The sequence below is a fragment of the Streptomyces chartreusis genome (assembly GCF_008704715.1).
GTDB classification, from domain to species: domain Bacteria; phylum Actinomycetota; class Actinomycetes; order Streptomycetales; family Streptomycetaceae; genus Streptomyces; species Streptomyces chartreusis.
The window spans coordinates 7,471,112-7,485,104 of record NZ_CP023689.1 but is presented as its reverse complement, the minus strand read 5'-3'; the positions used below and the strand labels follow the sequence as shown (position 1 = coordinate 7,485,104).

Here is a 13,993-nt window from a genome sequence, read left to right as displayed (position 1 = left end):
TCCCTTTGCCACCCTTCAACGTCACTGAAGCGAACCCGCTTCGTGACGCCGCCGACCGACGGCTCCCGCGCATCGCGGGGCCGTCGGGCCTGGTGATCTTCGGCGTTACGGGCGATTTGTCACGGAAAAAGCTCATGCCCGCCGTGTACGACCTCGCCAACCGGGGTCTGCTGCCGCCGGGCTTCTCGCTGGTCGGCTTCGCCCGCCGCGAGTGGGCCAACGAGGACTTCGCGCAGGAGGTCCACGACGCGGTCAAGGCACACGCCCGCACGCCGTTCCGCGAGGAGGTCTGGCAGCAGCTCATCCAGGGGATGCGCTTCGTGCAGGGCACCTTCGACGACGACGACGCCTTCGAGCGGCTGCGCGCCACCATCGACGAGCTGGACAAGGCCCAGGGCACGGGCGGCAACTTCGCCTTCTACCTGTCGGTGCCGCCGCGCTCGTTCCCGGTGGTCATCCAGCAGCTGAAGAAGCACGGCCTCGCCGACCAGACGTCGAACTCCTGGCGCCGCGCGGTCATCGAGAAGCCGTTCGGCCACGACCTGGCCTCCGCCGAGGAGCTCAACAAGGTCGTGCACGAGGTCTTCGCCCCGGACCAGGTCTTCCGCATCGACCACTACCTGGGCAAGGAGACCGTCCAGAACATCCTGGCGCTGCGCTTCGCCAACACGATGTTCGAGCCGATCTGGAACCGGTCCTTCGTGGACCACGTGCAGATCACCATGGCCGAGGACATCGGCATCGGCGGCCGGGCCGGGTACTACGACGGCATCGGCGCCGCCCGGGACGTGATCCAGAACCACCTCCTGCAGCTGATGGCCCTGACGGCCATGGAAGAGCCCGCCTCCTTCGACGCGGACGCGCTGGCCGCCGAGAAGACCAAGGTGCTCGGTGCCGTACGGCTGCCGAAGGACCTGGGCCGCGACACCGTCTTCGGGCAGTACGCGGAGGGCTGGCAGGGCGGCGAGAAGGCGGTCGGCTACCTCCAGGAGGAGGGCATCGACCCCAAGTCGAAGACCGACACCTACGCCGCGGTCAAGCTGTCGATCGACAACCGCCGCTGGGCGGGTGTCCCCTTCTATCTGCGCACCGGCAAGCGGCTCGGCCGGCGCGTCACGGAGATCGCGGTCGTCTTCCAGCGGGCACCGCACTCCCCGTTCGACACGACGGCCACCGAGGAGCTGGGCCAGAACGCGATCGTGATCCGCGTCCAGCCCGACGAGGGCGTCACGGTCCGCTTCGGCTCCAAGGTGCCCGGCACCTCCATGGAGATCCGGGACGTGTCGATGGACTTCGCCTACGGCGAGTCCTTCACGGAGTCCTCGCCCGAGGCGTACGAGCGACTGATCCTCGACGTCCTGCTCGGCGACTCCAACCTCTTCCCGCGCACCGAGGAGGTCGAGCTGTCCTGGAAGATCCTCGACCCGATCGAGCGGCACTGGGACACGCACGGCAAGCCCGCCCAGTACCCGTCCGGTACCTGGGGGCCCGTCGAGGCGGACGAAATGCTCGCACGAGAGGGACGGAGCTGGCGCCGGCCATGAAGATAGACCTCACGGACACCACGGCCAGCAAGATCAACAAGGCGCTGGTGCAGGGGCGGCGGGCCATCGGCACGCCGGCCGTGGGCATGGTGCTCACGCTGGTCATCGTCACGGACGAGGAGAACGCGTACGACGCGCTCAAGGCCGCCAGCGACGCCTCGCGCGAGCACCCCTCGCGCACGCTGGTGGTCATCAAGCGGGTCTCGCGCTCGCCCCGCGACCGTACGGCGTCCCGGCTGGACGCCGAGGTGCGGGTGGGCGCGGACGCGGGCACCGGTGAGACGGTGATCCTGCGGCTGTACGGCGAGGTGTCCGAACACGCCCAGTCCGTCGTCCTCCCCCTGCTGCTGCCGGACGCCCCGGTGGTGGTCTGGTGGCCGGTGAACGCGCCGCTCGACCCGGCGAACGACCCGCTGGGCGCGCTGGCCCAGCGCCGGGTGACCGACACCTACGCCTCGGAGCAGCCGGTGCGGGAGCTGTCGTCCCGCGCCGACGCCTACACCCCGGGCGACACCGACCTGTCCTGGACCCGGATCACGCCGTGGCGCTCGATGCTCGCGGCGGCTCTGGACCAGGTGGTCTGCGAGGTGAAGGCCGTCGAGGTGGAGGGCGAGGAGTTCAACCCGAGCTGTGAGCTGCTGGCGATGTGGCTCGCGGACCGGCTGGACGTCCCCGTGAAGCGGTCGCTGTCGTCGGGCCCCGGTCTGACGGCGGTCCGCATGGACACCGACTGCGGCCCGATCGTGCTCGACCGGGCGGACGGCTCGCTCGCGACCCTCTCCATCCAGGGCCAGCCGGACCGTGCCGTGGCGCTGAAGCGGCGCGAGACGGCCGAGCTGATCGCGGAGGAGCTGCGCCGGCTCGACCCGGACGACACCTACGCCTCGGCGCTGCGCTTCGGCGTGGAGCGGCTGAACTCGATGCCGGTCTCCTCGGTCAGGGGCGCCGAGGCGGCCGTGGCCAAGGCGGAGCAGGCCGTGGCACTGGCCCAGGCCGCAGTGGCCCGGGTCGGTGAGCCGGCGGCTCGGGAGACGCAGGCCGAGGGGGCGTCTCCGGCCAAAGGAGAACCGGCCGGACAGCCCGCCCAGGCAGCTGCGCAAGCATCCGGGAAAGAAGCGTCGGCGCAGGAAGTGACGGCGCAGGGCACGAAGAAGGCGGCGGCGAAGTGAGTACTCCGCAGCTCGTCGTGCACCACGACAAGGAGCTGATGGCCCAGGCCGCGGCGGCCCGCCTGATCACGAAGATCGTGGACGCGCAGGCCTCCCGGGGCTCGGCGTCCGTGGTCCTCACGGGCGGCCGCAACGGCAACGGCCTGCTGGCCGCGCTGGCGGCGGCCCCCGCGCGGGACGCCGTCGACTGGGGCCGTCTCGACCTGTGGTGGGGCGACGAGCGCTTCCTCGCCGAGGGCGACCCCGACCGCAATGTCACGCAGGCCCGCGAGGCCCTGCTGGACGCGGTGCCGCTGGACCCGAAGCGGGTGCACGCCATGCCCGCCTCGGACGGCCCGTTCGGCTCGGACGTGGAGGCGGCGGCCGCCGCCTACGCGGAGGAACTGGCCAGGGCGGCCGGCCCGGAGAACCACGGGGCGGTCCCCACCTTCGACGTCCTGATGCTGGGCGTGGGCCCCGACACCCACGTGGCCTCCCTGTTCCCGGAGCTGCCCGCGGTACGGGAGACCCAGCGCACGGTCGTCGGAGTGCACGGCGCCCCGAAGCCCCCGCCGACCCGTGTCACCCTCACGCTTCCCGCGATCCGCGCGGCGCGTGAGGTGTGGCTGCTGGCGGCGGGCGAGGACAAGGCCCAGGCCGCGGCGATCGCCCTGTCGGGCGCGGGCGAGATCCAGGCCCCGGCGGCGGGCGCCCGCGGCCGTTCCAGGACCCTGTGGCTCCTGGACTCGGCGGCGGCTTCACAGCTGCCGAGGTCGCTGTATCCACCGGCGTCACCCTGAACGCCGTTTCGGGCCCTCACTTCACCGCGAAGTGAGGGCCCGAGACATGTGCGCTACTTGACCGAGCCCGCCATGACTCCCTGCACGAAGTGCCGCTGGAAGGCGAAGAACACGACCACCGGCACCACCAGGGAGACGAACGCGCCGGGTGCGAGGACGTCGATGTTGCTGCCGAACTGCCGTATCTGGGACTGGAGTTCCACGGTCAGCGGCTGTGCGGAGCTGTCGGCGAAGAGCAGGGCCACCAGCATGTCGTTCCACACCCACAGGAACTGGAAGATGGCCAGCGAGGCGATCGCCGGGCGTCCGACGGGCAGCACCAGGCGGGTGAAGATCCGCCACTCGCTGCCGCCGTCCATCCGCGCCGCCTCCAGCATCTCCTTCGGCATCTCGGCGAAGTAGTTCCGCAGCAGGAACACCGCGAACGGCAGCCCGTACGCCACGTGGAAGAGGACCACGCCGGGGATCGTGCCGAACAGCCCCAGCTGGCCGAAGAGTTTGGCCACCGGGAGCAGGCCGATCTGCACGGGCACCACGAGCAGCGCCACCACGAGAAGGAAGAGCGCCTCGCGGCCGGGGAAGTCCAGCCAGGCGAAGGCGTATCCGGCGAGGGCCGCGAGGACGACCACCAGCAGGGTCGTCGGCACCGAGATCAGCACGGTGTTCCAGAAGGCCTGGCTGATGCCGGCGTTCCCCAGCAGCGCCGAGTAGTTGTCGAAGGACAGCTGGCCGGGGCTGGTGAACACCGTCCACCAGCCGCCGCTCGCCGTCTCCTCGGCGGACCGCAGGGAGGAGAGGAACAACCCGGCCAGCGGCGTCAGCCACACCAGCCCGATCACCACGAGGAACGCCTGGACCAGTGAGTTGCCCAGGCCCCGCCTGACCGCGTTCATCGCTGACTCCTTCGGAAGCGGCGGACGTTGAAGACCATCGCCGGAATGACGAGCAGCAGAAGCAGGACGCCGAGCGCGCTGCCCAGCCCCTGGTTGTTGCCGCCGCCGAACGACACCAGCCACATCTGCGTCGCGAGCACGGTCGCGTCCTCCTGCACGGGACCGGGCGCGATGATGTAGACGAGGTCGAACACCTTCATCACGTTGATGACCAAGGTGACGAAGACGACCGTCAGCACCGGTGCCAGCAGCGGCACCGTGATCTTCCGGAAGATCTGCCACTCGTTCGCCCCGTCCATCCGCGCAGCCTCCAGCGCGTCCCGGGGCAGGGCCGCGAGGCCCGCGCCGATCAGGACCATCGCGAAGCCGGTCCAGATCCACAGGTACGCCCCGATGATCGCCGGTGTGACGAGCGTCGGCCCGAGCCAGGAGATGCCCTCGTAGGGGGCGGCGAAGTTCGACGCCGGCAGCTTCACCGTGTACGAGCCGTCGTCCAGCCCCTCGAAGCGGAAGGAGCCGTCGGACGCGGTGGTCGCCGTGGCGACGGTCTTCCCGGCCCGCGAGGCCTCGACCGTCATCTCCGGCAGCCCGTTCTCGCGCCGGTCGACCTTGCCCTGCTCCCCTCCCCCGCCGGGCGTGAAGTCGAGGTACACGACACCGCGCAGCTCACCGGGGCCCGCCTTCTGCCCCGCCGCGGTGAACGCCGGTTCGGTGCCGCTGGGCAGGTCGTCGGGCAGGACACCGACCAGTCCGAGCGTGAGCGCGTCACCCGGGGACACGCTCGTGCTGGTGCGGTACGAGCCGTCCGGGTCCTTGGTCAGTCCCTGTCCGTCGCGTGCCCGGGCCGTCGGATAGGTCGACGTGCCCTGGAAGGCGTCGTGCACGGAGACGGCGGCGGCGTTCAGCACGCCCTTGTCGGGGTCCTCGTCGTAGGCGAGGCGGAAGATGATGCCGGCGGCGAGGAAGGACACGGCCATCGGCATGAACAGCAGCAGCTTGAACGCCGTCGCCCAGCGGACCTTCTCCACCAGCACGGCCAGGATCAGACCGAGGCCGGTGAGCAGGGCCGGGGCCACCACGACCCAGATCGTGGTGTTGCGGATCGCCTTGAGGGTGGCGGGGTCGCGGAACATCTCGGTGTAGTTCTCGCCGCCGACGAAGCGGGTGCCTGAGGCGTCGAAGAAGCTGCGGCCGATCGAGAACAGCACCGGATACACGACCAGCGCGCCGAGCAGCAGCAGCGCGGGGAAGACGAAGAGGAGGGCGACGATCCGCGCCCGCCGCCGCGAGCGCCGGGCACGTTCCTTGCCGGGGCTCGCGGCGGCCCCCCGGCTCGCCTCCGTGACGAGAGTGGCGGTCATGTCAGGTCAGCCCTGGCCCTCGTACGCCTTGGCCGCCGCGGCCTCCAGCTTCGCCGCGGTCCCCTTCGGGTCGGACGGGTCGCGCAGGAAGTCCTGGAGGAGCTTCCACTCGCCCGCGCCCTTGGTGCCGCCGAACGCCGCCGGGGCCTGGTCGGACATGTCGAAGCGGACCGAGTCGCCCGCGGAGACGAGGGACTTGGCGGTCGCGCGGGTGACGTCGTCGCCGTACGAGGCGAGGTCGACGTTCTTGTTCGGGGAGAGGAAGCCGCCGGCCTCCGCCCAGACCGCCGCGGCCTCCGGCGTCGCCAGGTACTCCAGGAGCGCCATGCCGGCCTTCTGGTTCTTGCCGTCCTTCAGGACGACGGCCGCGTCACCGCCGCTGACCACGGGCGCCTTGCCGCCGCCGACCGCCGGGAACGGGAAGAAGTTCGCGTCCTCGCCGATCTTCTTGCCGAACTGGTCCTTGGCGACGCCCGCGACGAAGTCGCCCTCGTAGACCATGCCCGCCTCGGGCTTCGGCCCGAACACCTTCTCCACCGAGCCGGGGAAGTCGGTGTTGAGGGCGCCCTTCTGGCCGCCCGCTATCAGCTGCTTGTCCTTGAAAAGCTTGCCGAGGGTGGTGAGCGCCTCGACCACGGACGCGTCGGTCCACTTCAGCTCGTGCGCGGCGAGGGCGTCGTACTTCTCGGGTCCGGCCTGGGAGAGGTAGACGTTCTCGAACCAGTCGGTCAGGGTCCAGCCGTCCTGTCCGGCGACCGAGAAGGCGGCGAGGCCGGAGTCGGAGACGGTCTGTCCGGCCTTCAGCATGTCGTCGTACGTCTTCGGCGCCTCGACGCCGGCCTGCGTGAGGGCCTCGGGGCTGTACCAGACGGTCGACTTGTGGGCGGCCTTGAAGTAGAGGCCGTAGAGGGTGCCGTCGACGCTGCCGTAGTTCTTCCACACGGGGGCGAAGTTGCCGTCGACGGACTTCTGGGCGGCGCCGGACAGCGGCTTGAGCCAGCCGTTCTGCGCGAACTGCTTCAGGACGCCGACCTGCGGGACCATCACCACGTCGGGGGCGTTGCCGCCCTCGATCTTGCTGCCGACGACGGTGGAGACGTTGTCGCCGGTGGAGGTGAACTGGGTCTTGGCGCCGGTCTTCTCGCTGAAGGCGTCCAGCACCTTCTGGAAGTTCTTCTGCTCGCTGCCGGACCAGACACCGGCCACGTTGACCGTCTGGCCGTTGAGTGCCTTGTCGCCGCCGCCGGCGGAGACGTCGCCGCCGCCGCAGGCGGTCGCGCCGAGCGCCAGGACGAGAGCGGTGCAGCCGGTGAGCAGGGTGGTACGTCGTCGCATCATCGTTGATGTCCCTTCGGGGATGGGGAGTTGACGGAGGTCGGGAGAAGTCAGCGGTCGTTGATCCACCAGGCGGCGGTGGAGCCGGGCAGTACGCCGGCGGGGCAGGGACCGCTGGACAGCAGGGGGGTGCCGGAGACGGGCGCGGCGGTGGCCGCCGTGCCGAAGTTGACGGCGCAGACCACGCCGTCGCCGCGCTCGAAGGCCAGGACGCCGGGCGGGCTGTCCAGCCAGCGCAGCGAGCCCTCGCCCAACTGCGGGAGTCCGGCGCGCAGTTGGAGACCGTCGCGGTAGAGGTGCCAGAAGGAGCGGGTGTCGGCCAGCGCGCGGTCGGTGGCGTACTCGGCGAAGTACTCCGGCTGCGGCAGCCAGGGCTTGGCGCTCTCCGCGCCGGAGGTGAAGCCGAAGGGCGAGGCCTGTCCCGACCACGGCAGCGGCACCCGGCAGCCGTCGCGGATCCGCGCCCGGCTGCCGGTGCGGCGGAAGATCGGGTCGGTGAGCACGTCGTCGGGCAGATCGACGACCTCGGGCAGCCCCAGCTCCTCGCCCTGGTAGATGTACGCGGCTCCGGGCAGCGCCAGCATCAGCAGCGCGGCGGCGCGGGCGCGGGCGGCGCCGAGGCCGCTGCCCCCGGTGGCGGGCTCGCCGTAGCGGGTGACGGTGCGGACCTGGTCGTGGTTGTTGAGGACCCAGGTGACCGTCGAGCCCGTGCCGGCGATGTCCTGCATGGCCTCGGAGATGACCTTGCGGAAGGCGTCGGCCTCCCAGGGCGCGCTGAGCAGGTCGAAGAAGAACGCCTGGTGGAGTTCGTCGGAGCGGACGTACAAGGCGTGCTCGCGGGCGGTCGGGACGGAGACCTCGCCGACGAGGAGCCGTTCCTGGCCGTCGCGGGCGGTGTACTCCTCGCATATGGAGCGCCACTGGCGCCACACCGCGTGCACCTCGGGCTGGTTCCAGGCGAGCGGGTTGACCGAGTCGCGGGTGCGGGCGTCGGCCTCCGGGTCGTCGGAGTCGGGCAGTTCCGGGTGCTTGAAGAGTCCGGCGGCGACGTCGATGCGGAAGCCGTCGACACCGCGGTCCAGCCAGAACCGCAGGACGCGGTCGAACTCGGCGCCGACCTCGGGGTTGCGCCAGTTCCAGTCGGGCTGCTCGGGCGTGAACATGTGCAGGTACCACTGGCCGGCCTGCCCGTCCGCCTCGGTCACCCGGCTCCACGCCGGGCCGCCGAACATCGCGTGCCAGTTGTTGGGCGGCTCGGAGCCGTCGGCGCCACGGCCGTCGGCGAAGTGGAAGCGGGCGCGGGCCTTGCTGCCGGGCTCGGCGACCAGCGCCTCCTCGAACCACCGGTGCTCGCTGGAGCAGTGGTTGGGGACGATGTCGAGAAGCACCTTGATCCCGAGGCGCCGGGCCGCGGCGACCAGCAGGTCGAACTCGGCGAGGTCGCCGAAGAGCGGGTCGACGTCGCAGTAGTCGGCCACGTCGTAGCCGTGGTCGTGCTGCGGGGAGGGATAGAAGGGGCTCAGCCAGATCCCGTCGACCCCGAGCTTCTTGAGGTAGGGCAGCCCCGCGCGGACCCCTGCGAGGTCGCCGACACCGTCGCCGGTGCTGTCGAGGAAGCTGCGGACGTAGACCTGGTAGATCACCGCGTCACGCCACCAGTGGTACTTACTCAGCATGCATGCATGTTAAGTAGCCGTTTCCGGAGGGTGTCAATGAACTGGACACAAGCTACCGAACAGTTGACCTGGCAAACCAGGACATACAAGGGCACCATGAAAGGGGATGAGATGTTGCCGTTACCTAACAGGTAACTACTCCACGGAGCGAATGACTGCTCAGCGCGCGACGGCGTCGAGCTCGCGCGCCAGCCGGCGCACCGCGGCCTCGGGCGTCTCGCGCCCGGTCATCGCGTCGTGCACGATCGCCTGCACCACCAGGCTCACCTGGTCGTAGCGCGGGCTCTTGGGTCGCGGCGCGGCCGTGCGCACGCTCTCGCGCAGGGTCGGCAGATACGGGAACTCCCGCACCAGCGCCGGATCCTCGTACAGGTCGGCCCGCACGGGCGGCAGCGCGCCACGCGTGAGGACCTGCCGCTGGACGCGCTCGCTGGTCAGATACGCGAGCAGCCGCGCGGCGGAGTCGGGGTGCCGGGCATGCGTGCTGACGGCCAGGTTGGAGCCGCCCAGCACACTGGTCCCGGGCCCGTCCGGCCCCGGCAGCGGTACGGCGCCGATCTTCCCGGCGACCGGCGACCCCGCGGCCGACGCGCCGACGTAGGCGTACGGCCAGTTGCGGAGGAACAGCAGGCGCCCGTCCTGGAAGGCCCGCTTGGACTCCTCCTCCTTGTAGGTGAGCGCCTGTTTCGGGATCCAGCCCTCGCGCACACCCCGGGCGAGGAAGTCGATGCCGTCACGGGCCGCCATCGAGTTGACGGTGACCCGCTCGCCCTCGTCGCCGAGGATCGAACCGCCCGCCGAGTAGACGGCCTCGGCGGCGTTCACGGTAAGGCCCTCGTACGGCAGGAACTGGCCCGCGTAGCCGTCGAGGCCGTACTTCGGGGCGACGGTCTTCGCCTGTTTCTCCAGCTCGGCCCAGGTGCGCGGCGGGTCGAGGCCCTCCTTGGCGAGGATGTCCTTGCGATAGAGGAGCAGGCCGGCGTTGGTGACGTACGGGACCGCGTACAGCTGTCCGTCGTAGGTCGCCGTGTCCACGACCGGTGGCAGGAAGGTGTCCAGCGGGAAGCGGTCGCGGGCGAGGGGGCGGATCCAGCCGTGCGCCGCGAACTCCGAGGTCCAGTTGACGTCGATGTTCAGGATGTCGAAGCGGCTGCGGTCGCCGCCGCGCAGATCGGTGGTCATCTGCGCGTGGGTCTCGTCGGCGGAGTCGGGCAGCTCGACGAGGGTGACCTTCTCGCCGGGGTGAGTGCGGTTCCAGCCCTCCAGCACGGAGCCGAGATAGCCGGTGAGGTCTCCGGCGGTGGCGAGGGTCAACGGCCCTCTGCCGCCCGCGGGACCCTCGTCGGCACGGGCGCCGGAGGCGACATAGCCGGTCAGGATCACGACGAGGACGAGAAGGCCCCTACCCGCGGCGTGGATCCACCGCATAGGTTCCTCCCTGTACACCTGGCACCGGGCGTCTTCGTCCGGAGTCAGAGGCCATGTATACCTGTTAGGTATGCGCGATACTAGGGCCTGCGGCACATTACTCGGGATATGGGAGGAGAGCACGAGTGCGGCTGCCCCTCCTGGCCCTGCTGGCGCGCGGCCCGGCGCACGGATACGAGCTCAAGCAGGACCTTGAGGTACTGCTGGGCTCCGCGTACCCTCAGCCGAACGTCGGCCAGATCTATGTGACCCTCGGCCGTCTCGAGAAATCGGGACTGATAGAGGGCGAGGACGTCGAACAGTCGAGCCGGCCCAACAAGAAGGTCTACCACCTCACCGACGCCGGGCGTGAGGCGCTGCGCGCCTGGTTCGAGGAGACCGAGGACGAGCCGCGGGTGCGGGACGAGTTCTTCATGAAGCTGGCCGTCGCCCCGCAGACCGGTCTCGCCGACCAGATCGCCCTCATCAACAAGCAACGGCGTCAGTACCTGAACACCATGCGTCAACTGTCGAAGCTGGCCGCCGCCGAAGACCGCGACAACCGCATCGCCCATCTGCTGATCGAGGGCGCGATGCTGCACCTTCAGGCCGACCTCGACTGGCTGGAGCGGTGCCAGGAAGAGCTGGAGGAGCTGGAGTGAGCGACGATTCCGCTCCCGTGCTGCGCGCCGACGGTCCCACACAGGCCGACGAGCGTCCCGCGCTGCGCGCCGAGGCCCTCGTCAAGACGCACCACGGCGAGGGCGCTCCGGCGCATGCCGTGCGCGGTGTGGATCTCTCCGTCCGGCGCGGCGAGTTCGTGGCCGTCACCGGTCCGTCCGGTGCCGGCAAGTCGACCCTGTTGCATCTGCTGGGCGGGTTGCAGCGGCCGGACAGCGGCGGCATCTGGCTGGACGGCGAGTGCGCGGACCGCTGGAGCGAGGCCCGCTGGTCGGTGGAGCGCAGGAAGCGCATCGGGATCGTCTTCCAGTTCTTCAACCTGGTCTCCAACCTCTCCGTCGCCGACAACGTCGAGCTGCCCGCGCTGCTGGCCGGGGTACCGCCGAAGCGGGCCCGTGCCGAGCGCACGGAGCTGCTGGCCGAGCTGGGGCTCACCGGCAAGGAGCGCAGCATGCCGGGCGAGCTGTCCGGCGGTGAGCAGCAGCGCGTGGCGCTGGCCCGGGCACTGGTGAACCGGCCGCCGCTGCTGCTGGCCGACGAACCCGCCGGCAGCCTGGACAGCAAGGGCACCCGCGAGGTGATGCGGCTGCTGTCCCGCTTCCACCAGCGGGGCCAGACGATCGTGCTGGTCACGCATGACGCCCGGCTGGCGAGCGCCGCGGACCGGGTGATCAGCTTCTTCGACGGCCGAATAGCCGACGACGCCGAACTGGACGCCGGCCCACCGCCGCGCCGCGCCGGCACCTCGGGCGTGCTGGAGCTGGAGCTCAGGGACTGAGATGCGGGTCTACGAGCACTTCTCCCACGATCTTCTCCCTGCCGCCGGGCCGAGGGGCTGAGGCCCGTGCGAGCCACCCTGCGCTGGGCGCACTCCGATCTGCGTACGCACCGCGGCGAGGCCCTGTTCCTCGTGCTGGCCACGGCCGGCATCGTCGTCTCGCTGCTGCTGGCCACGGCCCTCTTCGGCTACGCCACCAACCCCTGGCAGCGCGTCTTCACACAGGCGCGCGGCGCCCACGTATGGCTGCACACCGGCGCCGCGGCCGACTCCGCGAAGCTGGCGGACCTCGACGGCGTCGAGTCCGTCGCGGGCCCCTACCCCACCGCGTCCACCACGCTCGCCTCCCGCGGCACCCGCGCCTCGGTCGAGCTGCGCGGCACACCCGAGCGCCCCGCCGTCGGCCGCCCGCTGCTGACCTCCGGCCACTGGCTGGACCCGGCGAACCCGGACGGCGTGGTCCTGGAGAGCCGGCTGGCCCGCGCCCTGCTGGCCGCCCCCGGCGACACCCTCACGCTGCCCGGCACCGGCCGGTCCCTGACCGTCCTCGGCATCGCCGACAGCGCCGAGCCCCGCTACCGGGCGGGCGAGCAGGCGGGCCTCGTCTGGGCACCGCCGTCCGCCGTGCGCAACCCGGGCGGCCAGGTGATCGGGCTGCGCCTGACCGACCCCGACGACACGGACTACGCCGTCCAGCGCGCCGTGACGGTCCTGGGCGCCGGCGCGGTCAGCGAGGTCTCCACCTGGAAGCAGGCCCGCGCCGAGGCACAGGGCGACAACCGGCTGCTCGGACAGGTCCTGGGACTGTTCGGCCTCGGCGCGCTGGTCGCCGCCGGGCTCGCCGTGCACGGGGCGATCGGTACCCGGATCCGCGGCCATCTGCGGGACATCTCCGTGCTGAAGGCGATCGGCTTCACCCCGGGTCAGGTGGTCCGGGTCTTCGTGCTCCAGCACCTCGCCTTCGCGCTGCTCGGCGCCGTGGCCGCGGCCACCCTCATCCAGGCCCTGGGCAGCCGCATACCGGGGCGGCTCGGGGACGCGGTCGGCGTGTGGCAGGGGTTGCCCGGGCACACGGTGGCGCTGTTCGCGGTGCCGGTGGGGGCGGTGCTGTTCATCGGCGCGACCACGGGGCTCGCGGCGTGGCGGGCGGGGCGGGTGCCGCCGGTGCCGGTGCCGCGGCGTGCGGCTCCGCTGGGCGGGCGGCTCTCGGGCGCGGCCCGGCAGGCGCTCGGGCTGCGGCTGCCGCCCGCGCTGGTCCTGGGCTGGCACCGGGCGTTCAACCGGCGCCCGCGGTCGCTGGCCACGGTCGCCCGGCTGGCGCTGCCGCTGCTGCTGATCGTGGTGGCGATGAGCGCGTGGACCACCATCGACCGCTTCGACAGCCGGCCCGAGCAGATCGGCCTGCCGACCTCGCTGAGCGTCCACACCGAGGCCGGACTGGCCGACGGGGACGCCCGTACGCTGCTGGAACGCGACCCGCAGGTCGCCGCCGCCTACCCGGGCGTCGAGGTGGCCGCCCTGGTCCCCGGCCAGACGGCCACGATCGCCCTGCGCGGCCTCGGCACCCACCAGGACCCCTTCCCGTACGCGCTCGCCGAGGGCCGCGCCGCGCAGGGCCGCGACGAGGCGGTCGCCGGTCAGGGGCTGCTGGATCTGCTGAACGCGCAGGTCGGCGACTGGGTGCGGATGACCGTCGGCGACCAGCCGCAGATCCTGCACATCGTGGGCCGCAGCATCGAACCGGAGAACGCCGGCCGGGTCATCTCCACCTCCCTAGACACCCTGCGCGAGAACGACCCCGGCCTCGGCCCCACCCTCTACGAACTGCGGCTGCGCCCCGGCGCGGACCCGGCCGAGGTCGCCGACCGGCTGGCCGACGCCGGGCAGGGACGCCTGGACGTGCACGCCGTGCCGAACCCCGCCGACGGGCTCTCACCCCTGCGCGGCGTCGTCGTGGGCCTGATCGCCGTCCTCGCCCTCATCGGGCTCATCGAGCTGCTGACCGCGATCGGCGGCACCGTCCGCGAGGGCGAGCGCGACCTGCTGGCCCTGAAGGCCATCGGCCTCTCGCCCCGCCAGATCACCGCGATCACCGTCGCCTCCACCGCCTGCACCGCCCTGGCCGCGGTCGTCATCGGCACGGCCCTGGGCACACCCCTCGCGCACTGGCTGATCGACACCCAGGGCCGGTCGAGCGGTATCGGCGCCGGCATCGCCCAGGGCCCGTCCCCCGCTCTGCTGCTCCTGCTCGGCACCGCGGCGGTCACCGGCGCGGCCGCCCTCGCCGCGGTCCCGGCCTCCCGCGCGGCCCGCCGCCGCCTCGCCGACACCTTGAGCGCGGTCGCCTGACCGACGACCGCGGCGGCCGGG

At 71.6% G+C, this 13,993-nt stretch carries 11 protein-coding genes; 6 read left to right on the top strand and 5 right to left on the bottom strand.

Translation table 11 applies throughout. From position 1 onward, the window contains the following. Positions 1-5 precede the first annotated feature (5 nt). The 3 genes from zwf to pgl are packed head-to-tail and all read left to right on the top strand — an operon-like array spanning position 6 to position 3,492. Positions 6-1,544 (top strand): glucose-6-phosphate dehydrogenase, encoded by a 1,539-nt coding sequence (zwf, locus tag CP983_RS32950; RefSeq protein ID WP_150503648.1) that lies wholly within the window; start codon positions 6-8, stop codon positions 1,542-1,544. Then, positions 1,541-2,713, top strand: coding sequence for a glucose-6-phosphate dehydrogenase assembly protein OpcA (gene opcA / locus CP983_RS32945; protein WP_150503646.1), 1,173 nt, complete (start codon positions 1,541-1,543; stop codon positions 2,711-2,713). The genes zwf and opcA overlap by 4 nt, the downstream gene beginning before the upstream one ends. Further along, a complete protein-coding gene (pgl, locus tag CP983_RS32940; RefSeq protein WP_107907183.1) occupies positions 2,710-3,492 on the top strand; it encodes a 6-phosphogluconolactonase in 783 nt (260 codons plus the stop codon). The genes opcA and pgl overlap by 4 nt, the downstream gene beginning before the upstream one ends. A 53-nt stretch (positions 3,493-3,545) precedes the next feature. Here the strand turns inward: pgl and CP983_RS32935 are convergent, their stop codons facing one another. From CP983_RS32935 to CP983_RS32915, 5 genes are all read right to left on the bottom strand, one after another. Beyond that, positions 3,546-4,385, bottom strand: a complete 840-nt coding sequence (locus tag CP983_RS32935) for a carbohydrate ABC transporter permease (RefSeq protein WP_107907182.1) — start codon at positions 4,383-4,385, stop codon at positions 3,546-3,548. Beyond that, entirely contained in the window at positions 4,382-5,746 is a 1,365-nt protein-coding gene (locus CP983_RS32930; RefSeq protein ID WP_150503644.1) for an ABC transporter permease subunit, read from the bottom strand. Before CP983_RS32930 ends, CP983_RS32935 begins: the two co-directional genes overlap by 4 nt. Positions 5,747-5,752: 6 nt before the next feature. Beyond that, the gene (locus tag CP983_RS32925; protein WP_150503642.1) at positions 5,753-7,084 is read right to left on the bottom strand and encodes an ABC transporter substrate-binding protein; all 1,332 of its coding nucleotides are present in this window, start codon (positions 7,082-7,084) and stop codon (positions 5,753-5,755) included. A gap of 47 nt (positions 7,085-7,131) precedes the next feature. Then, complete coding sequence (locus tag CP983_RS32920) at positions 7,132-8,757, bottom strand: glycoside hydrolase family 13 protein (RefSeq protein WP_107907179.1); 1,626 nt, start codon at positions 8,755-8,757, stop codon at positions 7,132-7,134. Between the two features lie 159 nt (positions 8,758-8,916). Then, positions 8,917-10,185 carry an ABC transporter substrate-binding protein gene (locus tag CP983_RS32915; protein WP_107907178.1) on the bottom strand — a complete coding sequence of 423 codons (1,269 nt, stop codon included), beginning with the start codon at positions 10,183-10,185 and terminating at the stop codon, positions 8,917-8,919. A gap of 125 nt (positions 10,186-10,310) precedes the next feature. Between CP983_RS32915 and CP983_RS32910 the strand changes: the two genes are divergently transcribed. The 3 genes from CP983_RS32910 (at position 10,311) to CP983_RS32900 (ending at position 13,972) form a co-directional block, all read left to right on the top strand. Further along, positions 10,311-10,826, top strand: coding sequence for a PadR family transcriptional regulator (locus tag CP983_RS32910; RefSeq protein WP_107907177.1), 516 nt, complete (start codon positions 10,311-10,313; stop codon positions 10,824-10,826). Beyond that, positions 10,823-11,623, top strand: coding sequence for an ABC transporter ATP-binding protein (locus tag CP983_RS32905; protein WP_373309876.1), 801 nt, complete (start codon positions 10,823-10,825; stop codon positions 11,621-11,623). The genes CP983_RS32910 and CP983_RS32905 overlap by 4 nt, the downstream gene beginning before the upstream one ends. 66 nt (positions 11,624-11,689) lie before the next feature. Continuing rightward, positions 11,690-13,972 carry an ABC transporter permease gene (locus CP983_RS32900; RefSeq protein ID WP_107907176.1) on the top strand — a complete coding sequence of 761 codons (2,283 nt, stop codon included), beginning with the start codon at positions 11,690-11,692 and terminating at the stop codon, positions 13,970-13,972. Positions 13,973-13,993 lie beyond the last annotated feature (21 nt).

Bases quoted from the DNA above. Each gene is read 5' to 3' on its own strand.
- CP983_RS32935 (WP_107907182.1), bottom strand. From the start codon at position 4,385: ATGAACGCGGTCAGGCGGGGCCTGGGCAACTCACTGGTCCAGGCGTTC.
- CP983_RS32915 (WP_107907178.1), bottom strand. From the start codon at position 10,185: ATGCGGTGGATCCACGCCGCGGGTAGGGGCCTTCTCGTCCTCGTCGTG.
- opcA (WP_150503646.1), top strand. From the start codon at position 1,541: ATGAAGATAGACCTCACGGACACCACGGCCAGCAAGATCAACAAGGCG.
- CP983_RS32930 (WP_150503644.1), bottom strand. From the start codon at position 5,746: ATGACCGCCACTCTCGTCACGGAGGCGAGCCGGGGGGCCGCCGCGAGC.
- CP983_RS32920 (WP_107907179.1), bottom strand. From the start codon at position 8,757: ATGCTGAGTAAGTACCACTGGTGGCGTGACGCGGTGATCTACCAGGTC.
- CP983_RS32925 (WP_150503642.1), bottom strand. From the start codon at position 7,084: ATGATGCGACGACGTACCACCCTGCTCACCGGCTGCACCGCTCTCGTC.